The following is a 23,218-nucleotide window of genomic DNA, read 5'->3' as shown; positions in this document are numbered from 1 at the left end:
GAAATCCCGATGAAGTTGTTACTTCGCGGTGTCGGTGCCCTCGGCAGCAGCCGGGGCTTCCTCTGCGGCGGGAGCTTCTTCTGCGGCTGGAGCAGCCTCGGCAGCCGGAGCTTCCTCGGTCTTGCTGCCTTCGAGGAGCTCGCGCTCCCACTCAGCCAGCGGCTCTTCCGGGGTCTCGGTGGTGCCGGTTGCACGCTGGTTGCGGGCGATGAGGCCCTCAGCAACGGCGTCAGCAACAACGCGGGTCAGGAGGTTCACGGAGCGGATGGCATCGTCGTTGCCCGGGATCGGGAAGTCGACTTCGTCCGGATCGCAGTTGGTGTCCAGGATGGCAACAACCGGGATGTTGAGCTTCTTGGCCTCGTCAACAGCCAGGTGCTCCTTCTTGGTGTCGACAACCCACAGCACGGACGGTGCCTTGGTCAGGTTGCGGATACCGCCGAGGTTGGACTCGAGCTTGGTGAGCTCGCGGCGCAGAAGCAGCAGTTCCTTCTTGGTGTAAGCGGAGCCGGCGACGTCGTCGAAGTCGATCTCTTCGAGTTCCTTCATGCGCTGGATACGCTTGGCAACAGTCTGGAAGTTGGTGAGCATACCGCCGAGCCAACGCTGGTTGACGTACGGCTGGCCAACGCGGGTGGCCTGCTCGGCGATGGCTTCCTGAGCCTGCTTCTTGGTGCCGACGAACAGCACGGTGCCGCCGTGGGCGACGGTGGCCTTGACGAACTCGTAGGCGCGGTCGATGTAGGACAGCGACTGCTGAAGGTCAATGATGTAGATGCCGTTGCGCTCGGTGAAGATGAAGCGCTTCATCTTCGGGTTCCAACGGCGGGTCTGGTGTCCAAAGTGGACGCCGCTGTCAAGCAGCTGGCGCATGGTTACGACGGGCATGCCGACGCTCCTTCCGGCAGGTCATTCATGAGAGAGGCCGCGGCCGCTCTTACCCTGCCAATAGTTGACGGTTATTTAGCCTTACCCGGGCGGGCACAGGCTCCTGGCATCCATTGCACCTCTCATCAGGACCGTTGCCGGCCTGACCGCAAGAGGCACAATCCTCCGCAGCAGCAAGCAACTGCTTACCGGTGGTGGAGGGCTGGATACGCGTAGTCAGCCGCTGCTCCCCGCACTCCTGAATGGGGCGTGCTGACGCTAGCCACGAAATGGAATGCGTTGAGGGCACAGCAAACTGCTCCACCAAGTGTACTACAGCGGACTGCGGCAAATGCACCGGTCCTGCCGCATCCCTGCTGCAACTTGCCGCGTTTTCCACATAGGCCGGAGGCCCCGTTCCGGCCGGCGGATCGGGCGCCCATGCTGGGGACATGAGAGCCTACGTAATGGCAGCGCTGCTCCTGCTCACGACGGCGGCCGCCGTGCCTTCCGCTGCACCCGGATCGGTCGCACTACCAACAGCTTCACCCGCTCGGGCCACCACGCCGGCGCCGGCGGGCTGGAGCTGGCCACTAGCGCCGCGGCCGGCGGTCCTGCGCCCGTTCGACCCACCGGACAAGCCGTGGCTGAGCGGGCACCGCGGCGTGGACCTTGCATCCGCGTCCGACGGCGGTCCGCTCACCGCCCCGGAGTCCGGCACCGTCAGCTTTGTGGGCGTGGTGGTGGACCGGCCCGTCATCACCATTGATCACGGCAATGGCCTGCGCAGCAGCTTCGAACCGGTGCGGAGCACGCTTAAGAAGGGCGCTTCCGTGGCCAAGGGCGCCGTGGTGGGCACCCTGCTGGCCGGCCACTGCGGCTCCTCACCTTGCGTGCACTGGGGTGTCCGCCGTGGAGAGGAGTACCTCAATCCGCTGTCCTTCATTCTGGACCTGCGGCCCTCGGTGCTGCTGCCGCTGAACTGACCTGTTAGACGGTCGCGGACTAGACGATCGCGGAGACGCCGGTGATGGCCCGGCCGGCCACCAGCGTGTTCACTTCGTGGGTGCCCTCATAGGAGTAGATCGCCTCGGCGTCGGCGAAGATCTTTGCCATCTCGAAGTCCGTCACAATGCCGTTTCCGCCGAGCAGGCTGCGGCCGATTGCCACGCTCTCTCGCATCCGCGCGGTGGTGAAGGCCTTGGCGAGGGCTGACTGCTCATCCTTGGCCTCGCCTGCATCCTCAAGCTGGGCCAGCCGCACCATCATGCCCATGGAGCTGACCGCGTTCCCCAGGATCTGGACCAGCTGGCTCTGTACCAGCTGGAAGGAGGCCAGCGGACGCCCGAACTGGTGCCGCTGCACTGCGTAGCGCCGGGCCACATCGAACGCGGCGAGCTGCTGACCCACCGCCTGCCAGGCGACGGCGAGGCGGGTGACCTTCAGCACCTTGTTGGTATCGCGGAAGCTGTTGGCGTTGGCCAGCTTGAAGAAGTCCGGCACCACCACATTGTCGAGGGTGATGTCGGCATTCTGCACGGTCCGCAGCGAGATCTTGTTCTCGATCTTCGTTGCAGTGAACCCCGGCAGCGCAGTGTCCACGAGGAAGGCCTTGACCCGGTTGTCGGCCACGTCGCGCGCGTAGACCACTACCCAGTCGGAAAATGTTGCGTTGCCGATCCAGCGCTTGGCGCCGTTGAGGATCCAGCGGTCGCCGTCCCGCCTTGCGGTGGTGCGCGTGCCGCCTGCGACGTCGGAACCGCCCAGGGGCTCCGTCAGCCCGAAGGCCCCGATTTTGCGCAGCGAGTAGATGTCCGGCAGCCAGGCATCCTGCTGTTCCCGGGAAGCCAGGGCTTCGATTGAGCCGGTGAAAAGCCCGTCGTGCACACCCATGAAGGTGGCGATGGACGTGTCCGCGCGGGTGACTTCCGCGTGCACAATGCCGGCGAACAGATTGGAATGGCCCTGGCGCCGCACCGGGCTGACGAGGTCGAGCTCGGCCAGCCTGGGAATCAGGTCCATCGGGAATTCGCCGCGGTTCCAGCAGTCGACGGCAATCGGCTTTACTTCCCGGGCCAGGAAAGAGCGGACCTCGGCAAGCCTGTCCCGCTCCTTGGAAGTGAGCAGCTGCTCGAAGGAGAAGAAGTCGCCGTCGGCGTAGGGCAGGCTGTTGATGTCGGTTTCAGCGGCGGACATGGCGCTCCTTCGGCGTGACCGGCGGCCGCAACCGAGGAACGAGCGGGGCCGCCAGCAGGGCTTGTTACTGATGAGTAACATATCGCACCCGAGCCCGGAAGGGAAAGCGCGCCTGCAAGGAAAGCAGCCAGCAGCAGAAGCAGGGATCAGTCCTCCTCCCTGGGAACCCGGCCTTCTTCATTTCGGAACATGCCGGCGAACAGCAGCGCGAGCACGCCCACGAGGTAGGCGACACTGGCCGCGATGAACCAACTCAGCAGAAAGTACTCCGCCTTCGTCACAACAATGGCCAGGCAGAAAGCGAGTGCAAACAGGTTGGCCACCACTGCAGCTTCGCGCCAGCGCGTCAGCCGCCGCCGCCATTTCCGGCGCGGGATGTTGGACGGTGACAGCCGGTCCTCTAGTGCCAGGAAAACGAGAAGCGCGGGAATGACCTCCGCCAGCAGCCCGGCCGTGGAGACGTCTATGGTCATGGCCGAACTCTATGCCCGGGGACCAGCGCGGAAAAGAAGAAGAGCCCTGATCCGCGATGACGCGAATCAGGGCTCTTTGGGGTAGGGCTACTCGGACTTGAACCGAGGACCTTAGGATTATGAGTCCCGCGCTCTAACCAGCTGAGCTATAGCCCCGTGCACCCGTCCCGTTTTACCGGGTGGTGCGCCCGGCCGGCGCCAGCCCGGAAAGGGCCCGTCGTCGGCGGGGCAGATTCACTCTAGCAAACCGGAGAAGCGCCTCAGACCACTTCGGACACAGTTGGGCCTCAGGCGGCCTGAACCCTAAACAACCTTGTCCTCGTAGTTCGCCCCGTAGTACAGATCCTCAAAAGTCTGCAACGTCCCCTGGATGCTGTGCGGTTCCACCATGCAGCGGCTGGCGTCACCCATGGCTTTCCGCTCCCCGGCTGGCAGACGGAGAATTCGGGTGATTTTCGCTGAGAGGTCCGCGCTGTCATTCGGCGTGAACAGGTAACCGTTTTCGCCGTCGCGCACCAGGTGCGGAAGGGCCATGGCGTCCGCGAGCAGGACGGGCGTGGATGCCGACATGGCCTCCAACGTGACCAGGGACTGCAGTTCCGCGGTACCGGGCATGCAGAACAGGTCGGCCCGGATGTAGGCCTCACGGAGTTCGTCATCGCTGGCCAGGCCCAGGAACTTCACCCGGTCCTGCAGTCCGAGCCGTTCCACCAGGGCCTCGAGCGAGGGGCGCACCTCGCCGCCGCCTACGATTTCAAGATGGACGTTCAGGTCCGCGGGGGTGGCGGCGACCGCCTTGATCAGCACGTCGACGTGCTTCTCCTCAGCCAGGCGGCCCGCGAACAGCACCGTCGGGTGTTCGTGCGGCTCAATGACTTCGTCCGGCTTGGGCTCATACGCCGCGGAGTCGATGCCGTTGGACAGCGGCAGCACCTTGCGAAGGAAGGCATGCTGGTGCATCGCCTTCGCGGCCAGCGGCGTGGGCGTCGTAACGACGTCCGCCTTGCCCATGACCTTCCCCATGTCCTTCCAGGAGATCTTCCCGATGATGTCCTTGAACCACTGCGGGAACGGCAGGAACGGGTTGAGGTTCTCCGGCATGAAGTGGTTGGTGGCGACGATGCGGATGCCGCGCTTCACTGCCTCATACAGGACGTGCTCGCCGATCATGTAGTGGCTTTGGATGTGCACCACATCCGGCTGGACCTTGTCGAACAGGAGGCTGATTTCCTTCTTGATCTCCCACGGGAAACAGACCCTGAAGTATTCGTGCGTGAAAACGCTGTGCGAGCGGAGGCGGTGGACAGTGGCTTCGGCGCGGAACTCCGTAAAGCTCTTGCCCTTGTCCTGCCGGCAGGCCAACACATGGACGTCGTGTCCGCGAGCCGTCATGCCTTTGGCCAGCCGGTAGCCGAACTGGGCGGCTCCGTTAACGTGTGGCGGGTACGTGTCGGCCGCGATAAGGATGGTCAGTGGACGCTGGGCGTCGGGCATGGTCACGTAGAAAGCTCCTGGTGGTCATGGTGGTCGGCTGCGGCTGACCACACCGGCCGGTGCCGGCACGTGATGCACCGGCACATTCTTGCCTGGTCCGCAGTAACAATCGGCTAGTGGGACGCCCTGCCCGTGGCCTTCCGAACGTCCTTCTTCCGTTTGGTGACCTCGGGATGGTGCCTTGAAAGGGCGATTACCCCCACGATAGCAAGGGTTGCCGCCGTACCCATGGCAATCGCCAGGACGGCGTGGACATCGGGGCGCAGCTCGCCAAGGATCGTGATGCCGATCGCGATGCCTACAATGGGGTCGATCACGGTGAGGCCGGCTATCACCAGATCCGGCGGACCGGTGGAGTACGCGCTCTGGACGAACCAGGACCCCAGCCCTCCGGCCGCTGCGATGGCCACCACTGAATACCACGGCACGTTCAGCAGGAGCAGGCCGTTCGGGTCCAGCAGGTGTTTGCCGATGATCCGCGTCAGCACGGCCACGAAGCCGAACAGGATGCCGGCACCCAGGATGTAAATGAACGCGCTCATGCGGTGCTTGAACATGGCGGCGAGGCTGCCGAAGATGCCCACCGCCAGGGAAAGCAGCAGCACAATCGTGAGTTCGTCCTCGGGCGTGACGTGATGGCTTTCCTGCGTGACGTTGACGGCCAGCAGGACGAACAGGGCCGATCCCGTCACGCACGCGGTGATTGCTACCACCGTGGCGCGGTTGATACTCAGCCCCTGGTCCTTGGCATTGACCACGGTGGTGACCACCAGGGCTATGGCACCGATGGGCTGCACCACGGTGAGGGGTGCCGTGACCAGGGCTACGGCGTTCATTGCCATACCCATGCAAAGCAGGAGGAGGCCGAAGACCCAGCGGGGGTTCCGCAGGAGGCGCAGGAAGCCGTTGGAGCTCAGCGCAAGACCGCCGGTGTCCGCCTTCACAGCACTGCCCTGGCGCTGGGCACCAAAGGCGAGGCAAAAGGCGCCCAAGACCGCGAGCAAAACCGCAACCCAGACCATCAGCCGTTCCCGCCGTCGTCGGCCGTCTGCATTTTCCCTTTGCGCCGGATCGCCCAAAAATAGTTGTAGGCGGCAATCCAATGACCAACGAGCCCCAGCCCCAGAACCACCCATGCCGCGACGAACCATGCTCCGGCGAACGGAATGGACAGCTTGGACAGCACCAGGAGCGGAGTTCCCAGCAGCAGCAGGCCGGTGCGGGCCTTGCCCACCAGGCTGACCGGCAGGTCCGGGTGCCCCCGGAAGTAGAACAGCGACAAGCCCAGCAGGACAGCATCCGGTACCACCAGCGCTGCCAGGTACCACCACTGCACGACGCCGGCGATCACCAGGGTGACCGCAACGGCTATCAGGGCCAGCCGGTCGGCGATGGGGTCCAGGACGCGGCCCAGTTTGGAGGTCTGGTTGAACCGCCGGGCGATGTAGCCATCCACCCAGTCGGTGCTGCCCATGATGGCCAGCACCAGCACGGCAAGTCCGTATTCCCTCTGGGCCAGCACAAGCCAGACGAAGATCGGCACGCCCATGAAGCGCAGTACCGTAAGGAGGTTGGGGACGGTATAAATCAGATCGCGATCGACATGCGGCCGGCCGGGACGGGAACCAGCACCGATGAATCTCATCAGGCCTCCCTCTCCACGGCCGGCGGGCCTATCACAGTCTTCGTTCAGGGCAAGGCTCAGCTCTTGAAGAGTTTCCGCAGCAGGGCGAGCAGGACGGCGGTGGAGGCTGCCAGGGCAAGCAGCGGCTTCCAGCGTGCCTCCAACTGGCCGGGCAGCGAGGCCTCCGAAGCCCCGGAGCGGGCCGACGCCGACAGGGCGGCGAAACGTTCGGCGGCACGTCCACGGGCCTCCTGGAACTTCTCGTTGCCCTCCGCGGCGCGGTGCTTCGCGACGCCGAGCAGTGCCTGCGCCTGGGTTTTCACGTCCAGTTCCTCGCCAAGCTCGTCCCGCACACCGGTCAGGTGTTCACGGCGCTGCTTCAGCCGGCGACGGAGTTCAGGCTCGGTGGCCACGGGAACATCCACGGCCTCGGCGGACTTCTTGGCTTCCTTGTCAGCCTTGGCCCTGGCCTTCTCCGCGGCCTTTGCTTCCGCCGCGGCCTTGGCCTGGGGCGAATTGGGATCAAGCACGGCGGCGTCGAAGTCCGAGCCCTCTTTGGCGATGCCCAGGTCGTGCTTGAGTCCGCGGACTGTGTCCTCCGGAATCAGCGGCATGGCCTGCTTGAACTTCCGGAGGCCGATGAGCCCGCCAATCAGCGCAATCAGCAGGAAGACGGCGCTGACCAGCAGCGCAGCCAGCCAGGCCGGCATGATGGTGGCCAGGCCCATGATGGCTGCCACGATCAGGCCGGTGACCAGCAGGGCCAGGAAAACGGCGGCCACGCCGAAGAACGCACCGGCGACGCCAAGCTGCTTGCCTTTGCGCTTTGCTTCGATCTTGGCCAGGGCGATCTCATCATTGAGCTGGCGCGGCGCAAGTTTGAGGGCCAGTTTCACTGTCTTTGGCAGCGCAGTGATACGCAATCCTTGGTTGGTCCGCCCGCTGTGACGCCCGCTCATAGGTTCCGCCTTACTGGTCCGTCGTCGATTTTTTCGCTGCTTCGGGGGGTTTCCGGTGCGTCCGCGCGCCCCCGCTGACAAAACTATCATTCAGGGTCAGCCTGAACTTCTGGAATTAGCCCCGGCGAGCCCTCCAACGCTGTAAAAGTCTGATCTGTCAGCCCTAGGATGGTTCTCTGTGACCACCACCAACCCGGGCGACGCGCTCAGCCGCCGGCAGAAATTCCTGTACATCCTTCTACTCGGCGCGCTCACCGCCCTCGGGCCGTTCACCGTGGACCTCTACCTGCCCGCCTTCCCTGCCCTGGAAGCGAGCCTCAACGTCTCGGAAGCTGCCGTCCAGCTGACCCTGACTGGCACCACTGTCGGCTTTGCCTTGGGGCAGCTGGTGGTGGGACCTTTCAGCGACAAGTTCGGGCGCAGGCTCCCGCTGATCCTGGCCACCGCCGTGCACATCGCTGCCTCACTCGGCGCGGCGCTCTCCACCGACATCGCGACCCTTGGCGTGTTCCGCGTCCTCATGGGCATCGGCGCGGCCGGCGGCGGCGTGGTGGCGATGGCCATGGTCCGCGACCTGTTCAGCGGCTACGCCATGGTCCGGATGTTCTCCCGGATGGCGCTGGTCAACGGGCTCGCGCCCATCCTGGCGCCTGTCATTGGATCCCAGCTGCTCCTGGTCATGCCGTGGCCGGGCATCTTCGTGTTCCTGGCCTGCTACGGCGCCGCGGTGATCCTCGCCGCAGTCGTGCTGGTCCGGGAGACGCTGCCGCGGGAGAAACGGGGCCAATCCGGGCTGACGGCCCGGCAGCGGTACGGTGTGCTCTTCTCCGACCGGATCTTCGTGGGGCTGCTGATGCTGGGCGGAATGAACTTCGGTGGACTGTTCACCTACCTCTCGGCCTCCCCTTTCCTGTTCCAGGACGTCTTCGGGTTCTCCCCCCAGCAGTACGGCCTCCTCTTCGGCATCAACTCGCTGGGCATCGTCGCGGGGGTCCAGACAAGCTCCCGGCTGATAAAGCGGGTCCCGCCGCAGTGGATCCTGGCCTGCTCCACGGCCTGGATGTTCCTGATGGCCGTGCTGATCGTCGTGTTCGACCAGCTAGGGTTCGGGCTCTGGGGCGTCATGGTCCCGCTGTGGTTCTACATCCTGGGCACCGGGTTCACCTTCCCCTGCGTGCAGGTCCTGGCTCTGGCCAGCCACGGGGCGCAGGCCGGAACGGCTGCGTCCCTGCTCGGGGCGTCCACGTTCATGATGGCCGGCATCATCTCCCCCGTCGTCGGGTGGCTGGGAGGTAATTCCGCCACGCCCATGGGCGCGGTCCAGGCCTGCTGCATCTTCCTGGCAGCGGCCGCCCTGTGGCTTGTGGTCCGGCCCCGGACGGTGCCTTCCATCCACTGAGTTCCCTGATGCACGCCGGGTAGGCTGGCATCATGACCCGCAAACCCCACCGCAACGGCCGAGGACTGTTCCTCGGAGCCATCCTCGGCGCCGTGGCCGGCTTCTTCGCGGGTAGGATGATGGGCAACGCGGCGCTGGGCATCCTGGTGGGCGCCGTCGTCGGTTCTGCCCTGCTGTACCGCGTCAATCCAGGACCGTGGAACCGGCCCTGACCCGCCGCTCCCACTAAGCCGCGCCGTACCTCCCGAGCGGGGCGAGCCATCTGTTCGCTGGGGTACCTGCGCGATAAAGTTGTTACGTGCCCCACTGGCAGGATCATCCCCCGCTTCCGGCCACGTGGCAGCGGTGCGACTCCGGCATTCTGCCGTTGTGGTGGGACCGGCTGTGCACCCAGACCAGTGCGCAGTCGGCAGCGCTCTATGCGGCGGGACTTTTTCACCGAGGACCGGCGCCGGCCCATAGCCCAGTGGTTCAACCCGGCTTTCAATGCCGCCCTGCTGGTGGCCCCCGAAACGTCTCCCGAATGGCCGGTCCAGCGGTTTGGCATCTTCTATGCCCCGCCCGACGGCGGCTTCACGCGCGTGCACTCCTCACCCCACGAGTGGCACCCCCGCGAGCCGCGGAAGTCCCCCACGGAGCGGGAAGCATTTGAAGCGGCCATAGCCGAGGCAGAGCGCTTCCTCCAGGTGGAGATGGATTTCGTCTGACGCAGGTGCGACGGGCACCGCGCTGACGGCACAAAAAAGTCCCGCGGCCGGCTCTGGGGCCAGCCGCGGGACTGTGCGCTCCTCCTGCTGGACTTGAACCAGCAACCCTTCGATTAACAGTCGAATGCTCTGCCAATTGAGCTAAGGAGGAATGAAGCAGGTATGACATTAGCAAAGGTTCTGGCGCAATGTGAAATCGGCGCGAACACTGGGCCCAAATACCCCTCCAGGGTATAAAAAGTCCCCGTTCCGGAACCCGGAACGGGGACTGCGCGCTCCTCCTGCTGGACTTGAACCAGCAACCCTTCGATTAACAGTCGAATGCTCTGCCAATTGAGCTAAGGAGGAATGAAGCGGGTACTAGCCTAGCAAACACCCGGCCCGGAAACGAAATCGGCGTCTTTGGCGGTCCACCCTAGGCATCGGAGCGCAGCGACCGGCGCTCCATTTCGAGCATCATGAGCTCGCGGTTCAGCTGCTGGAACTCCTCCGGGTGGGCAGTGGCATCGAGCCGCTGCAGCTGCCCCAGCTTGTCCGCCTTGATGCGGGTGATCTGCAGCTCGAACAGCCTGGCGAGGATGTCCCGGCAGTACTTCTGCACCGCTTCGGCGGTGTTCGCAGGCAGCGGCACCACGGCGAGCTCCGAAACCAGCGGCCGCAGCGGCTCGGGAACCTCCTGCCGCAACGCTTCCACCCACTGCACGGCATCGCCGGAGAAGCCTGGCGCCGTGGCCCGGATGGCGTCGTGGATGGCCTGGTAGGCGGGCGTGGCGAACCGGGCGGTCGCGAACCGCTCCCAGGCCGCACCACCCAGCATTGCCGGCTCCTGCAGCGCCACCTCGAGGGCCTGCCGCTCCATGGACGCCACCGGGTCCCGGGGGTCGGGACGGTGGAAGGATGGAAGGACGCCCGACGGCGGAAGCGCGACTACACCGGGAGCCTCCGGATCGCTGCCCCGCTTCGCGGCGGCCCCCACAGCCCTGGAGACGTCCTCGATGGGCATTCCCAGCCACCCGGCCAGTTCCCGGGCATAGCCTGGCCGGAGCCCGGCGTCGCGGATCTGGGCCACCACGGGGGCGGACTCACGCAGCGCGGCGACCCGCCCTTCCACGGTGTCCAGGTTGTGCTTCCGCAGGGTGGCGCGGATGGCAAATTCGAAAAGCGGGCGCCGGGACGCGATCAGGTCGCGGACGGCGGCGTCGCCCCGCGTCTGGCGCAGGTCGCAGGGGGTCAGCCCCGGTGGGTTCGACGGCCACGTAGGTCTGGGCGACGAAGCGCTGGTCCTCCTCGAAGGCCCGCAGGGCCGCCTTCTGGCCGGCGGCGTCGCCGTCGAAGGTGAAGATGACCTCTCCCCCGGTGCCGTCGTCGGACAGCAGCCGGCGGGCGATCTTGATGTGGTCGGCGGCGAACGCCGTACCGCAGGTGGCCACCGCCGTCGGGATTCCCGCGAGGTGGCAGGCCATGACGTCCGTATAGCCCTCCACCACCACCAGCTGCCGGTCCTTGGCGATGTTCCGCTTGGCAAGGTCGATCCCGTACAGCACCTGGGACTTCTTGTAGAGCGTGGTTTCCGGGGTGTTGAGGTACTTGGGGCCCTGGTCGTCCTCGTAGAGCTTGCGGGCACCGAAGCCGATGGTGTCGCCGGCGATGTCCCGAATGGGCCAGATCAGGCGGCCCCGGAAGCGGTCGTAGATGCCCCTGTTGCCTTCGGAGAACATCCCGGTGAGCTTCAGTTCCGGATCGGTGAAGCCCCGGCCGCGCAGGTGCTTGAGCAGCGCGTCCCAGCCCTGGGGTGCGTAGCCGACGCCGAAGTGGTCCGCTGCTGCCCGGTCGAAGCCCCGCTGCTGCAGGAACTTCCGCCCCTCGGCGGCGCCGGCTGTCAGCAGCTGGGCGCGGAAGAACTCGTCGGCGATCTTGTGGGCGTCGAGGAGCCGCTGGCGCTTGCCGACTTCCTCGCGGCTGGGTCCGGTGCCGCCGTCCTCGTAGCGGAGCTCGTACCCGATCCGCGCGGCCAGCTTCTCCACGGCCTCGTGGAAGGAGGTGTGGTCCAGCTTCTGCACGAAGGAGATGACGTCGCCGTCCTCGCCGCAGCCGAAGCAGTGGTAGCGGCCCACCTGCGGGCGGACGGTGAATGACGGCGAGCGCTCGTCGTGGAAGGGGCACAGGCCCTTGTAGGAGCCGAGGCCGGCGCCCTTGAGCGTGACGTAGCCGTCGACGACTTCCTTGATGTCCGTGCGCTGGCGGACTTCATCGATGTCTTCCCGTTTAATCAGCCCAGCCACGAAGCAATCCTAGTCTCTGGCGCACTGCCACCGGCAGCGCTTGCGGGGCGTATGTGGACCGGTGCGTCCAATCTCACCACAGGGACGGCAGGCTGCCCACGAGCCGTTCGTACATGGCCAGCGCGGAGCCGTCCGTCAGCGATGCCACCTGGTCGATGACCACCCGGAGCCGGGCGGCGTCGTCGGCCGCTTCGCGCCAGTCAGCGGCGAACATGGGCTCGAGGTTCCGGTCACCGGAGGCGTTCAGTGCCGTGACCAGGGCGTGGAGCACCTCGCGCTGGCGTTCGTAGATGGGCTGCCGGTGGTCCGTGGTCATCACGAATGTGGTGGCCAGGCCCTTCATCACCGCGATCTCCAGGACGGTCTCGTCCGGGACCATGAGTTCGGCGTTGTAGCGGGTCAGGTTCGCCGGGCCGTAGACGGCGCGGGTGGTTTCCAGCGCGCTCTGGCAGAACCTGCCGATGAGCTGGCTGGTCATGTCCTTCAGCGCCGCCATGGACTTGCGGCTGCCGTCCGCCTCGCGCACCCAGACGTCGGTGGCTTCCAGCCGTGCGAGGGCGGCGTCGATGGCGGCGGGGTCGTTGTGCGGCAGGTACCACTGCTTGGCGTAGCCCACCACGCGCGCCCGGTGGTCCGGGTTGTCCATCCACCGCAGCTGGAAGTGCCCGGCCACGATCGCGTCCTCAACGTCGTGCACGGAGTACGAGATGTCGTCCGCGAGGTCCATGACCTGGGCCTCGAGGCAGGACCGCCGTTCGGGGGCACCTTCCCGGATCCAGTTGAAGATGGGCAGGTCGTCCTCATACGCGCCGAACTTGCTGGTCCGCTGGCCGTGGATCACGGGGGCGTCCAGGGCGGACCACGGGTACTTAGCGGCCGCGTCAAGGCTGGCCCGGGTGAGGTTCAGGCCGGCCGGCCTGCCCTCCGGGTCGAGGACCTTCGGCTCCAGCCGGGTGAGCAGCCGCAGGGTCTGGGCGTTGCCCTCAAACCCGCCGATCGCGTGGGCCATCTCGTTGAGCGCCGACTCACCGTTGTGCCCGAACGGCGGGTGGCCGAGGTCATGGCTGAGGCAGGCGGTGTCCACCACATCGGGATCGCAGCCCAGGGCGCGGCCCAGTTCCCGGCCCACCTGTGCCACCTCAAGGCTGTGCGTCAGCCGGGTGCGGACAAAGTCGTCGGTGTCCGGGGCCACCACCTGCGTCTTGGCGCCCAGCCGGCGCAGCGCCGAGGAGTGCAGCACGCGGGCGCGGTCCCGCTCGAAGTCGGAGCGGTACGTGCTCTTGGGTGGCTCCTCCACCCACCGGGCGGTGTCGCGGGCTTCATAGCCCGGCAGCGCCTGCGGTGTGGTGCGGGCTTCCGCCAGTCGGCTTTCAGCCACCGGACACATCCAGTTCCGCCGCGGCGATGTCCCGCGACTGGTCCTCGTTCAGCTGGCGGCTGAGCAGCCAGTCCTTGGGCAGGGCCGGTTTCTTGGGTGAACCGGCGCGCCCGCGTGGCCCCTCCGAGTCGACGCCGGGATACGGCAGGTCCGTGTCCAGCTGGTCCAGCAGTCCGCGGAGCACTTCGAGGGTGGGCACGGTGGCCAGTTTCGTCCTCAGGTCGCTGCCCACCACGTAGCCCTTGAAGTACCAGGCCATGTGCTTGCGGATCTCCCGCAGCGCCTTGTATTCGTCGTTGCCGAAGGTTTCGACCATGAGCTCGGCGTGCCGGTAGACGCCCTCGGCCACCTCGCGCAGCCCGGGACGGTGCCGCTGGTCGCTGCCTTCGAAGGCCGCCTGCAGGTCGCCGAACAGCCAGGGCCGGCCCTGGCAGCCGCGGCCGATGACGACGCCGTCGACTCCGGTCTCGCGGACCATCCGGACGGCGTCCTCGGCGGACCAGATGTCGCCGTTGCCCAGCACCGGAATGTCCGGAAGGGCCTCGCGCAGCCGGGCGATGGCGGACCAGTCAGCCTGGCCGGAGTAGAACTGCGCCGCCGTGCGGCCGTGCAGGGCGACGGCGGCAACACCGGAATCGCGCGCGATCCGGCCGGCGTCGAGGTACGTCAGGTGGTCATCGTCGATGCCCTTGCGCATCTTGATGGTCAGCGGGATGCCGCCCTTGGACGCCTCCCGGACGGCGGTCTGCACGATGGAGGTGAAGAGGTCGATCTTCCAGGGCAGGGCAGATCCGCCGCCGCGCCGGGTGACCTTGGGCACGGGGCAGCCGAAGTTGAGGTCGATGTGGTCCGCCCGGTCCTCCTCCACCAGCATGCGGACGGCCGCACCCACGGTGACGGGGTCCACACCGTAGAGCTGGACGGACCGGACCTTCTCGTCGTCGTCGTGCGAGATGATGCGCAGAGATTCCGGCGTCCGCTCCACCAGGGCACGGGAAGTGACCATCTCCGCCACGTACAGCCCGCCGCCGTATTCACGGCAGAGCCTGCGGAAGGCGGTGTTGGTGATTCCGGCCATGGGGGCGAGCACCACCGGGGTGTCCACGGTGATGGGGCCGAGTTTCAGCGGCGGAAGTTCCAGCCGGGGGGCGGGAGGCGTTGCTACAACAGTCACCCGTCCATTGTCTCAAAGCCGGGCAAATCGGACAGAAGACCGGGCGGGATGCCGGCGGCGGCACTCAGTCCCGCGGCGCTGCATCATGCCGGGCGGCACGCCGTCCCCGCCGGGTCGCCGGCGGCGCGTCAGCTTCGGCACGTTCCCGGCCCGCCACCGCCGCGGCGGCCGCGAGCGCGCCGGTGTCGTCGACGTCGTCGGCCGTTATGGCGGCATGGCCGCCCGGGTGGGGATCAGCATCCGACGCGCTGGGCAACACAGCAGACCGGACGCCCGTGGCCTTGACCACCAGCACGGCGATCAGCGTGGTGACCGGAATCGCCAGGACCAGCCCGATGGAGCCGACCAAAGTGCGGATGACCTCCTCGGACAGCTCGGCGCTGGTCAGCGCCTCCCCCAGCGGACGGTTGTAGAGCATCACGATGATGAGGATGGGCAGGGCGGCGCCCGCATAGGCGAACGCAATGGTGTACACGGTGGAGGCGATGTGGTCGCGGCCGATCCGCATGGCCGAGGAGAACAGCTTCCGCGCACTCGTGTTGGGCGCGAGTTCGTACAGCTCCCACACCGCGGAGGACTGGGTGATGGTGACGTCGTTCAGCACGCCGAGCCCGGAGATGATGAGGCCGGACAGGATGATGCCGGAGATGGAGATGCTGTCCGAGATGTTCACGAGCGTGGCGGCGTCGTGGCTTCCCACGCCGGCGAGGTTGGCCGCGTCGGTGGCCCAGGCCGCGAGCAGGGCGGTGATTCCGAGCCCGAATATGGTGCCCAGCAGCGCCGTCGACGTCCGCGCCGAGAAGCCGTGCGCGAAGTACAGCACCCCGATCATGATCACCGTCGAGCCCACCAGGGCCAGCAGGAGCGGAGGCTTGCCCTCCACGAGGCCCGGCAGCATGAAGCTGCCCAGCACGAAATAGGCGCCGACGAGGCCAATCAGGGCGCGCAGCCCCCGCCAGCGCGCCACGGCCACCACCACGACGGCGTAGAGGATGGCCAGCAGGATGATCGGCATGGTGCGGACAAAGTCCACAAAGATGTACGACGGCGACCCCTGGGCCGCCGGGGCATCGGCGCCGGTGGCAGCCGCCTGGGCGTGGGACAGGTTCAGGTAGCGGATGTTGTCACCTACCTTGACGCCGTGCGACTTGGCGATGTCCGGGTTGATCACCACCTTAACCGGGTTGCCGCCCTTGTCCGGCTCGGTGAATGCGAAGGTGCACTGCGAGCCGCCGCCTGTGTTGCCCTGGGCCGTGCCGTCCGGGGCTGTGCCGTCCTGGGCTGCGGTGCCTCCGGTTGCACTCTCTCCGGCTGAGGCCTGCGTACAGTTCTCGGTGACGACGCGCTGAATCCGCCCGGTGTCGAAAGTGACACCCGGGGCTGCGGCATACGGGTTGGCCAGGGTCAGGCCTTCCTTGCTGCCCGAGGGCCAGAGAGCGGCCATCGCCGCAAGGGTCAGCAGGGTCAGCGGGATCAGCACCGCAGCCAGAATCCTGTTTGCTTTCCTGCGGGCGGCCATCGCTTCAGCGGTTGGCTCCGAATGCCCTGTATGACCGTGGGAGTGACCTGCACCCATCAGCAGCTAAACCTCATGCTTGAACTCTACGGCGGCCGCCATAGGGTTGATAAATGAACGACGAAGCGTCGGAGGATGCAGCAGTGAGCCAACACCGATCTGACCACGAAGCGGTGCTGACGGTTCTGGCCCCTTCCGGACCCACCCGCGGCGTGGCCCTGGTGCTGCACGGCGGCAAGTCGCGCAGCTTCGAGCCCGTCCAGGCCAGGCACCTGAGCCCGGCGCGGATGGTGCCGTTCGCCCGCCACCTGCATGGTGCCGGCAAAAAACACGGCCTGGAAGTCTGGATCCTGCGGAACAGCGTGCGCGGCTGGAACGGCGAGGACATGACCCCGCTGAAGGATGCGCGCTGGGCGCTGGCCAAAATCCGCGCGGCGCACGCCGGCGTGCCCATCTACCTGCTGGGGCACTCGATGGGCGGCCTCACCGCCATGTGCGCGGCGGACGAACCCGGCGTGGACGCCGTGGTGGCCCTGGCTCCGTGGCTCGACGGCGCCACTCCCGCCGGCGCGGTCACCGGACGTAAAGTGCTGATCGTGCACGGGGACGAGGACCGGTGGACGAGCCCGGCGGCATCACTGCGGTTTGCGCGGCGGGCGGCGGCGGGAGCGGCGGAGATGAGGTACGTCTCGCTCCGCGGGGCCGGGCACTTCATGTTCCGGAGGGTCCGGCTGTGGCACAGGCTGGCCACCGGGTTCCTGATGAAGGCCTTCCTGGAACGGACCGGAGTTCCCGAGACACGGTCCTCTGCGTCCGCAGCAGCCCTGGACAGGGTGCTGCCCCCGTCCGGCGAGGCACTGCCGCTAGTTCTGTGAAGCATCTTTCATGAGCCCGTTTGCGCTGGAGGCGTTCGTGGCCAGCCTGCCGTGGGCAGCGCTGGGCGTGGTGCTGGTGCTTGCCGTGACGTACGCCGTTGCCATCGGGGCCGGTGCCGCCGGTGCCGCCGGCCAGGCACGGCACTCGGTGATGGACGTGGCGTGGGGCCCCGGCTTTGTCGTCATCGCGTTGATCTCCTTTGTCCTCTCGGCCGCGGAGGGCGACGGCGGCCGGCGGGTGCTCCTGCTGGTTCTGACGGGCATCTGGGGAATCCGGCTCGGCACCCACATCGGCCGCAGGGCGCGCGGCGGCCATGAGGACCCCCGCTACGTGGCGTTGCTCAAAGGAGCACGCGGGTCCCGGAACGCCTACGCCCTCCGCCGCGTCTACCTGCCACAGGGCATCGTGATGTTCTTCGTCTCGCTGACCATCCAGGTGGGCATGTTCGCCACCGGTCCGCTCGGGCCTCTTGCCGTGGCTGGTTCGGCAGTATGGCTGACCGGGTTCGTCTTCGAGTCGGTGGGCGACCGGCAACTGGAGCAGTTCAAGAACGATCCCGCCCGCAGGGGAACCGTCCTGAACAGCGGGCTGTGGCGCTACACAAGGCACCCCAACTACTTCGGCGACGCCGCCGTCTGGACCGGGCTGTTCCTTATCGCGGCGGAGTCCTGGCCCGGCGTCCTGACCATCCTCTCCCCTGCACTGATGATCTGGACGCTGACCGCCAAGACCGGGAAGCCGCTTACGGAGAAGGCCATGTCCGGCCGCCCCGGCTACCGTGACTACGTACAGTCCACCAGCGGCTTCATCCCGTGGCCGCCGCGGCGGCACTGAGATCCGGCAGCACCGGATGCCCTGGACCCCGGCCGCCAGCAACCGCTTCTACCGCCTCCTCGTGCGGGCAGGGCTGTTCCTGCGGTGGCTTTTCCGGATCCGCCTTATGGTGACAGGACAGGAAAACCTGCCGGACGGGAAAGCCGGTGCCGTCGTCGCCATCACCCACTTCGGCTACCTGGACTTCGCCGCCGCCGAGCTGGTGTTGTGGCGGCACAACCGCGGGCAACTGCGCTTCATGATCCACCAGGGAGCCGCGGACCACTGGCTCGCGGGTCCGTTCATCAGCGCAGCGGGCCAGGTGGTGGTGCCCCACGGTTCGGGAACTGCGGCGTACGACGACGCCGTGGCCAGGCTCCGTGCCGGGGACTACCTGGCCGTCATGCCGGAGGCCGGCGTCAGCCGCAGCTTCAAGGTCCGCGAATGCAAGACGGGCGCCGTGCGGATGGCGGCTGAGGCAGGCGTGCCTCTCATTCCGGTCTCCGTCTGGGGTGCCCACCGGATCCTGACCCGTGGCAACAGCCTTCCGCTGCACCGCGTCCGGCGCGCTCCGGTACGGGTGCATGTCGGCGAGCCGGTGGATCTGGCTGCGGGCATCGACGCGGAGGCTGAAACGGCGCGGCTCCGAAGGACGCTTCAGGCGGGAATCGACGCCGCCATCGCCAGCTTCCCGGTGGCTGCGCAGCCGGGCGACTGGTGGATGCCGGCGGACCTCGGCGGCGGCGCCATCTCCGAGACGGAACGCCAACGGCTCGATGCCGCAGACCTGGCGAGGGACCGCCGTCGTACTTCCCGGACCACAGCGGCCCCGGAGGTGAATCCCCCGACTGAGTAGCAGATCAGGGCGTTCCCACGGTTGGGAACGCCCTGATCTGCTGCTTACTTTGGGTGCTACACAGTTTGGTCAGTCGGAGACGACGAACGTCTCCGAGCCCTGGCGGCGGGCCTTGCCCGCTTCCATCAGGGGCTCGACGACGGCGCGAACCGCTGTCATCGAATCGTCCACTTCCATAAGCACCGGGTATTGGTACGCGATGAGTGCCAGCAGGTCGCGGACCGCGGCCTGGGCCTCCTCGGCATCCAGCTCCGGCTCATGGCCGACGAACACATCGGAGGGGTGTTCGGAATTCCCCTGCGCATAGCTGATCGCGAAGGCCTGGATCTTGCCCTTGCGGCTTGCCGGCACGCCTGACCCAAAGGCGCTGGCCTTCGGGGCGCGCAGCACGATCGCGCCATGCGCACCGCTGAGCTCGTCCAGGAACAGCCGCTGCACCGTACCGATGCCCAGTTCACCCGGGCTGTCCCAGCCATGGACGGACGAGTAGTACCGTCCCACGACGTCGGACAGCTCCACGGAACCGGTGGCCAGGTCCTGGATGCGCTCCGACGCCGCTTCCTCGGAACCGTCGCCGAAGACCGGAAGCTTCAGGGCGGCCGGCTCCACCACGACCAGCCGCGTGTGCTGGATCGGGGTGAGCCCCGCAGCTTCCGCGAAGGCGGCACCGGTGGTGCCCGGCTCCACCTTGCAGCGCAGCCGGGTAACGCCCGACGGCGACCCTTCCGCCTCGCGGCGCAGCATCATGAGCAGCGTGGAACCGATGCCCGACCGGCGGTGGTCCCGGGCCACTTCGACGTACACCCACAGCCGCTCCGGGTGCAGGCTGGCCTCGTGGACCACGCCGGCGGCGACCGGGATGGCCACGCCGTCGACGACGTCCTCGGCCACGATGCAGCGCCGCCACGGCGCGTTGCCCGAGGGTGCGAGGGTGCCGCGGAACTGGCCCGCCTGATCGGTTTCCGGGTCGCCCCAGACCTCCAGCAGCGCGAGGTCGTCGCCCTCGCGCCATCCACGGTATTGGATCGCCACGGCTATGCGCCGATCAGCCGTGCGGCCAGGTAGCCCTCCACCTTGTCCAGGGACACGCGTTCCTGGCTCATGGTGTCGCGTTCACGGATGGTGACCGCCTGGTCCTCGAGCGTGTCGAAGTCCACGGTGATGCAGAACGGGGTGCCGATCTCGTCCTGGCGGCGGTAGCGGCGTCCGATGGCCCCGGCGTCGTCGAAGTCGATGTTCCAGTTCTTGCGCAGCTGGGTGCCCAGGTCCTTGGCCTTCGGGGAGAGGTCCTCGTTGCGGCTGAGCGGCAGCACAGCAGCCTTGACCGGGGCGAGCCGCGGGTCGAGCTTGAGCACGGTGCGGACGTCCACTCCGCCCTTCGCGTTGGGTGCCTCGTCCTCGGTGTAGGCGTCGATGAGGAACGCCATGAAGGACCGGGTCAGGCCGGCGGCCGGTTCGATCACGTACGGGGTGAAGCGCTCGTTGGTGGCCTGGTTGAAGTAGCTGAGGTCCGTGCCGGAGGCCTTCGCGTGCGTGGAGAGGTCGAAGTCGGTGCGGTTGGCGATGCCTTCCAGCTCGCCCCACTCGGAGCCCTGGAAGCCGAAGCGGTACTCGATGTCCGTGGTGCCCTTGGAGTAGTGGCTGAGCTTTTCCAGCGGGTGCTCGAAGAAGCGCAGGTTCTCCTCGCGGATGCCCAAGCCGGTGTACCAGGACATGCGCTCCTTCATCCAGTACTGGTGCCACTCTTCGTCCGTGCCCGGCTCCACGAAGAACTCCATTTCCATCTGTTCGAACTCACGGGTGCGGAAGATGAAGTTTCCGGGCGTGATCTCGTTGCGGAAGGACTTGCCGATCTGGCCGATGCCGAACGGCGGCTTCTTCCGTGAGGTGGTGAGCACGTTGTTGAAGTTCACGAAGATGCCCTGCGCGGTTTCGGGGCGCAGGTAGTGCAGGCCTTCCTCGCTGGCCACCGGGCCCAGGAAGGTCTTCAGCAGGCCGGAGAATTCCTGCGGCTCGGTCCATTCACCGCGGGTTCCGCAGTTGGCGCAGGCGATGTCCTTCAGGCCGTTCTCGGGGGGGCGGCCCTTCTTTTCCTCGTATTCCTCTTCGAGGTGGTCGGCGCGGTAGCGCTTGTGGCAGGAGAGGCACTCGACGAGCGGGTCGGAGAAGACGTCCACGTGGCCCGAGGCTTCCCATACCTGCCGGGGCAGGATGACGGAGGAGTCCAGGCCCACCACGTCCTCGCGGCCGCGGACCACGGACTGCCACCACTGGCGCTTGATGTTTTCCTTCAGCTCGGCACCGAGGGGTCCGTAGTCCCAAGCGGAACGCGAGCCTCCGTAGATCTCGCCGGCCTGAAAAACGAAGCCTCTCCGCTTGGAAAGGGAAATGACCTGGTCGAGGACGGATTTTGCTGCCATGGGAACTCCAATTTCTACAGGGCCGCTGGGTGCGGTCCGCGGTGTCTGTGGCCTTGGACCGCGGCTGGATGCCGGGCGGGGGCGTGGGAAAGGGAAAACAGTGCGGGAAGCTGCGAGACCTAGCCTACCGGGAGCTGCCTCCGGAAGGCGCCCTCATCTGCGGTAGGCACCGCACCACCTCCGAAAGGCACCCCGTCACTTCGGAACGGACTCCGTCACCTTCGGAACGCGCCGCGCGGCCAGGGCAGGGTGGCCACGACGATGGAAGCGAGGGTCAGCAGGGTTCCCAGGACCGTAGCGGCCTCCACCACGGTGCCCGGCGTCGGCGCCAGCAGGTCCAGGCCGAGCGAACCCAGCAGCTGGCCGGCGATCATGCCGAGGCCCGTCACCAGCACCCCGAGGCTGCGCACCAGCAGCGCGCCGAGACCGATGAACACGCAGCCCATGGGCCCGCCTAGGTAGTACCACCATTCCGCCGGCAGCGGGTTGGCCGGCCCGGCGACGGCCACCTTGATGGACCAGGCCAGCCACAGCACGCAGGTGCCGGCTATGAAGTTCACCAGGGTGGCCGCGATCGGGGTGCCGTAGTGCACGGTGGCGGTGCCGTTCATGGCCTGCTGGAAGCTCATAAGGAAACCGGCCAGAACCGGCAGGATGATCGGCAGCAGCAGTGCTGCGGGGTCGGCTACCCCGCCGGCCGCCGCGCTTGCTGCCGCGCTGTTCGACGCACCGGCCGCGCCCGCAGCGCCGCCGGCGAAGCGGGGTGACACCGCCCACGAAACGGCCGCGATGGTGAGGATGCAGCCGATGACCCGGATGCCGGTCACCGACTTCTTACCTGCCGGACCGATGCCCAGGCGGTCCACCAGGAGGCCGCTGAGTGTCTGTCCGGTGACGGTTGCCACGGTAAAGAGGGCGATGCCCAGCAGCCCCACGGTGAAGGACTGCGCGAAGACGAAGAACGCACCAATGCCGCCCGCGAGCGCGTAGTACGGCGGGAAGCGGCGTTCACGCAGCGCGGGCAGGATCCGGGCGAGGCCGGCACGCCCGCGGGGAGCAAGCAGGGACACCACGACCATCACGATCAGCCCGGTGCTGAAACTGACGACGGCGGCGGCGATGCCGTCACCGAGGCGTGCACCCAGGGCCCCGTTGATCCGCCCCTGGACGGGAATGGCAAGGCCGGAGGCCACGGCCATCGGGAGGCCAACGGCAAGGGGCAGCCGGGGTGCATGGGTCATTGGTTTCACCTTACGTCAGGCATCATTACTGGTATGAGCAACCCGGAAATCGAAGAGATCACCATCCGCGACACCATGATCCGCCTGGGCCAGCTCCTGAAGCTCGCCAACCTCGTGGAGGACGGCGTGGAGGCAACGGAGCTGATCAAGAACGGCCTGGTCAAGGTCAACGGCGAGATCGATGACCGTCGCGGCCGGCAGCTTCACAACGGGGACACCGTGACGGTGAACGGCCAGACCGTCCGGGTCAGCGCTCCCCAGGCGTAAAAGCTTGCTTCGCTAGAGGGGGCTTACTTTTTCAACACCTCGTGGGTGAGGAACTCAGACACGTGCCCGATCTCCTGGGCGTTGATGCCGTGCCACATGCCGGTGTAGAGGACCTTGGTCAGCTTCACGTGCTTGCGCACCCAGCCCATCGTGTATTCGATCTTGTCCGGCGTGATGACCGGATCCTGCTGGTCCCGGCCCCAGAACAGCGGCACTGTTCCGTCCAGCTCGGCGTCGCGGAACTCGCCGTCGGACTCCGCGTTAACCACAAAACCTGAAAGTCCGACGACGGCGGCAAAGTCAGCGGGCCGCTGACGCAGCAGCGTGGTGGCCATGGCCATGCCCATCGAGAACCCGAGCAGCGTGACGGACGGGTGGTTGGCCTTGACCGTGTCCAGCCAGTCCAGCACGTACGCAGACGCGTCCTTGACGGCGTCCACGGAATATTCGATCGACCCCGTCAGCGGGAACCAGGAATAGCCCGGCCCCATGGCGATGGGGGCCCGGACCGATGCAACCGTGAACTCGTCCGGAAGCATGTCAGCCAGGCTGAGGAGGTCCTGCTCGTTCGCGCCGTAGCCGTGCAGCAGGACGAGCAGTGGCTTGCCGGCCCTGGCTTCCTCAGGCTTGGACCACAGAACAACGGGAGCAGGAAAGGAGTCGGCTAAAGTCATGG

General features: G+C 66.9%; 21 protein-coding genes, 3 tRNA genes and 2 pseudogenes. 8 read left to right on the top strand and 18 right to left on the bottom strand.

Translation table 11 applies throughout. The annotated features are described in order from the left end of the window. Positions 1-18 precede the first annotated feature (18 nt). Positions 19-888, bottom strand: coding sequence for a 30S ribosomal protein S2 (rpsB, locus tag ACHMXB_RS03005; protein ID WP_395402646.1), 870 nt, complete (start codon positions 886-888; stop codon positions 19-21). Between the two features lie 431 nt (positions 889-1,319). On the opposite strand from rpsB, the gene ACHMXB_RS03000 reads away from it, so the two are divergent. Beyond that, complete coding sequence (locus ACHMXB_RS03000) at positions 1,320-1,853, top strand: M23 family metallopeptidase (protein WP_395402644.1); 534 nt, start codon at positions 1,320-1,322, stop codon at positions 1,851-1,853. A gap of 19 nt (positions 1,854-1,872) precedes the next feature. Here the strand turns inward: ACHMXB_RS03000 and ACHMXB_RS02995 are convergent, their stop codons facing one another. The 7 genes from ACHMXB_RS02995 to ACHMXB_RS02965 form a co-directional block, all read right to left on the bottom strand. Further along, positions 1,873-2,925, bottom strand: coding sequence for an acyl-CoA dehydrogenase family protein (locus tag ACHMXB_RS02995; RefSeq protein ID WP_395405093.1), 1,053 nt, complete (start codon positions 2,923-2,925; stop codon positions 1,873-1,875). 284 nt (positions 2,926-3,209) lie between these two features. Then, a complete protein-coding gene (locus ACHMXB_RS02990; RefSeq protein WP_395402642.1) occupies positions 3,210-3,536 on the bottom strand; it encodes a hypothetical protein in 327 nt (108 codons plus the stop codon). An 82-nt stretch (positions 3,537-3,618) separates the two neighbouring features. After that, positions 3,619-3,692, bottom strand: a tRNA-Ile gene (locus ACHMXB_RS02985). 147 nt (positions 3,693-3,839) lie between these two features. Further along, on the bottom strand, positions 3,840-5,036 hold the full coding sequence (locus ACHMXB_RS02980) for a glycosyltransferase (RefSeq protein ID WP_395402640.1): 1,197 nt from the start codon (positions 5,034-5,036) through the stop codon (positions 3,840-3,842). Positions 5,037-5,143: 107 nt separating this feature from the next. Beyond that, a complete protein-coding gene (locus ACHMXB_RS02975) occupies positions 5,144-6,052 on the bottom strand; it encodes a DMT family transporter (protein WP_395402638.1) in 909 nt (302 codons plus the stop codon). Next, on the bottom strand, positions 6,052-6,675 hold the full coding sequence (locus ACHMXB_RS02970) for a CDP-alcohol phosphatidyltransferase family protein (protein ID WP_395402636.1): 624 nt from the start codon (positions 6,673-6,675) through the stop codon (positions 6,052-6,054). Before ACHMXB_RS02970 ends, ACHMXB_RS02975 begins: the two co-directional genes overlap by 1 nt. A gap of 56 nt (positions 6,676-6,731) precedes the next feature. Then, positions 6,732-7,613: a phage holin family protein gene (locus ACHMXB_RS02965; RefSeq protein WP_395402634.1), complete on the bottom strand. Its 882-nt coding sequence runs from the start codon at positions 7,611-7,613 to the stop codon at positions 6,732-6,734. A gap of 178 nt (positions 7,614-7,791) precedes the next feature. Here ACHMXB_RS02965 and ACHMXB_RS02960 point away from each other — a divergent pair, with 178 nt between their 5' ends. The 3 genes and pseudogenes from ACHMXB_RS02960 to ACHMXB_RS02950 all read left to right on the top strand — a co-directional run bounded on the left by ACHMXB_RS02960 (position 7,792) and on the right by ACHMXB_RS02950 (position 9,719). Further along, positions 7,792-9,012, top strand: coding sequence for a multidrug effflux MFS transporter (locus ACHMXB_RS02960; protein ID WP_395402632.1), 1,221 nt, complete (start codon positions 7,792-7,794; stop codon positions 9,010-9,012). 32 nt (positions 9,013-9,044) lie between these two features. Next, complete coding sequence (locus ACHMXB_RS02955; protein WP_102970802.1) at positions 9,045-9,224, top strand: hypothetical protein; 180 nt, start codon at positions 9,045-9,047, stop codon at positions 9,222-9,224. Positions 9,225-9,310: 86 nt separating this feature from the next. Then, a pseudogene (locus tag ACHMXB_RS02950) lies at positions 9,311-9,719 on the top strand (hypothetical protein). A 78-nt stretch (positions 9,720-9,797) separates the two neighbouring features. Here ACHMXB_RS02950 and ACHMXB_RS02945 read toward each other — a convergent pair. The 6 genes and pseudogenes from ACHMXB_RS02945 to ACHMXB_RS02920 all read right to left on the bottom strand — a co-directional run bounded on the left by ACHMXB_RS02945 (position 9,798) and on the right by ACHMXB_RS02920 (position 16,072). After that, a tRNA-Asn gene (locus ACHMXB_RS02945) sits at positions 9,798-9,870 on the bottom strand. Positions 9,871-9,994: 124 nt separating this feature from the next. Then, positions 9,995-10,067 (bottom strand) — tRNA-Asn (locus ACHMXB_RS02940). Positions 10,068-10,134: 67 nt separating this feature from the next. Then, a pseudogene (gene dnaG / locus ACHMXB_RS02935) lies at positions 10,135-12,001 on the bottom strand (DNA primase). A 73-nt stretch (positions 12,002-12,074) separates the two neighbouring features. Continuing rightward, positions 12,075-13,388, bottom strand: a complete 1,314-nt coding sequence (locus ACHMXB_RS02930) for a deoxyguanosinetriphosphate triphosphohydrolase (RefSeq protein ID WP_395402630.1) — start codon at positions 13,386-13,388, stop codon at positions 12,075-12,077. After that, positions 13,372-14,553, bottom strand: a complete 1,182-nt coding sequence (gene dusB, locus ACHMXB_RS02925; protein WP_395402628.1) for a tRNA dihydrouridine synthase DusB — start codon at positions 14,551-14,553, stop codon at positions 13,372-13,374. The genes ACHMXB_RS02930 and dusB overlap by 17 nt, the downstream gene beginning before the upstream one ends. 64 nt (positions 14,554-14,617) lie before the next feature. Beyond that, entirely contained in the window at positions 14,618-16,072 is a 1,455-nt protein-coding gene (locus ACHMXB_RS02920) for a YibE/F family protein (protein WP_395402626.1), read from the bottom strand. A 110-nt stretch (positions 16,073-16,182) separates the two neighbouring features. On the opposite strand from ACHMXB_RS02920, the gene ACHMXB_RS02915 reads away from it, so the two are divergent. The 3 genes from ACHMXB_RS02915 to ACHMXB_RS02905 are packed head-to-tail and all read left to right on the top strand — an operon-like array spanning position 16,183 to position 18,614. Continuing rightward, entirely contained in the window at positions 16,183-16,944 is a 762-nt protein-coding gene (locus ACHMXB_RS02915; RefSeq protein ID WP_395402624.1) for an alpha/beta hydrolase, read from the top strand. A 10-nt stretch (positions 16,945-16,954) separates the two neighbouring features. Then, a complete protein-coding gene (locus ACHMXB_RS02910; protein WP_395402622.1) occupies positions 16,955-17,779 on the top strand; it encodes a DUF1295 domain-containing protein in 825 nt (274 codons plus the stop codon). A gap of 16 nt (positions 17,780-17,795) precedes the next feature. Further along, the gene (locus ACHMXB_RS02905; RefSeq protein ID WP_395402620.1) at positions 17,796-18,614 is read left to right on the top strand and encodes a lysophospholipid acyltransferase family protein; all 819 of its coding nucleotides are present in this window, start codon (positions 17,796-17,798) and stop codon (positions 18,612-18,614) included. Between the two features lie 69 nt (positions 18,615-18,683). On the opposite strand, the gene ACHMXB_RS02900 is transcribed toward ACHMXB_RS02905, so the two are convergent. The 3 genes from ACHMXB_RS02900 to ACHMXB_RS02890 all read right to left on the bottom strand — a co-directional run bounded on the left by ACHMXB_RS02900 (position 18,684) and on the right by ACHMXB_RS02890 (position 22,275). Next, on the bottom strand, positions 18,684-19,646 hold the full coding sequence (locus tag ACHMXB_RS02900) for a GNAT family N-acetyltransferase (RefSeq protein WP_395402618.1): 963 nt from the start codon (positions 19,644-19,646) through the stop codon (positions 18,684-18,686). Positions 19,647-19,648: 2 nt separating this feature from the next. Beyond that, positions 19,649-21,034 (bottom strand): glycine--tRNA ligase, encoded by a 1,386-nt coding sequence (locus tag ACHMXB_RS02895; protein WP_111904578.1) that lies wholly within the window; start codon positions 21,032-21,034, stop codon positions 19,649-19,651. A 215-nt stretch (positions 21,035-21,249) separates the two neighbouring features. Continuing rightward, on the bottom strand, positions 21,250-22,275 hold the full coding sequence (locus ACHMXB_RS02890) for a DMT family transporter (protein ID WP_395402615.1): 1,026 nt from the start codon (positions 22,273-22,275) through the stop codon (positions 21,250-21,252). A gap of 33 nt (positions 22,276-22,308) precedes the next feature. On the opposite strand from ACHMXB_RS02890, the gene ACHMXB_RS02885 reads away from it, so the two are divergent. Beyond that, entirely contained in the window at positions 22,309-22,542 is a 234-nt protein-coding gene (locus ACHMXB_RS02885; RefSeq protein ID WP_190606869.1) for an RNA-binding S4 domain-containing protein, read from the top strand. Positions 22,543-22,565: 23 nt separating this feature from the next. Here ACHMXB_RS02885 and ACHMXB_RS02880 read toward each other — a convergent pair whose 3' ends face one another. Continuing rightward, on the bottom strand, positions 22,566-23,216 hold the full coding sequence (locus tag ACHMXB_RS02880) for an alpha/beta hydrolase (RefSeq protein ID WP_395402613.1): 651 nt from the start codon (positions 23,214-23,216) through the stop codon (positions 22,566-22,568). Positions 23,217-23,218: the final 2 nt, after the last annotated feature.

The sequence above is a fragment of the Arthrobacter sp. UC242_113 genome (assembly GCF_044054585.1).
Classification (GTDB): domain Bacteria; phylum Actinomycetota; class Actinomycetes; order Actinomycetales; family Micrococcaceae; genus Arthrobacter.
Note: the sequence above shows the minus strand (reverse complement) of the source record. Positions and strands in the feature narration are given on the sequence as shown.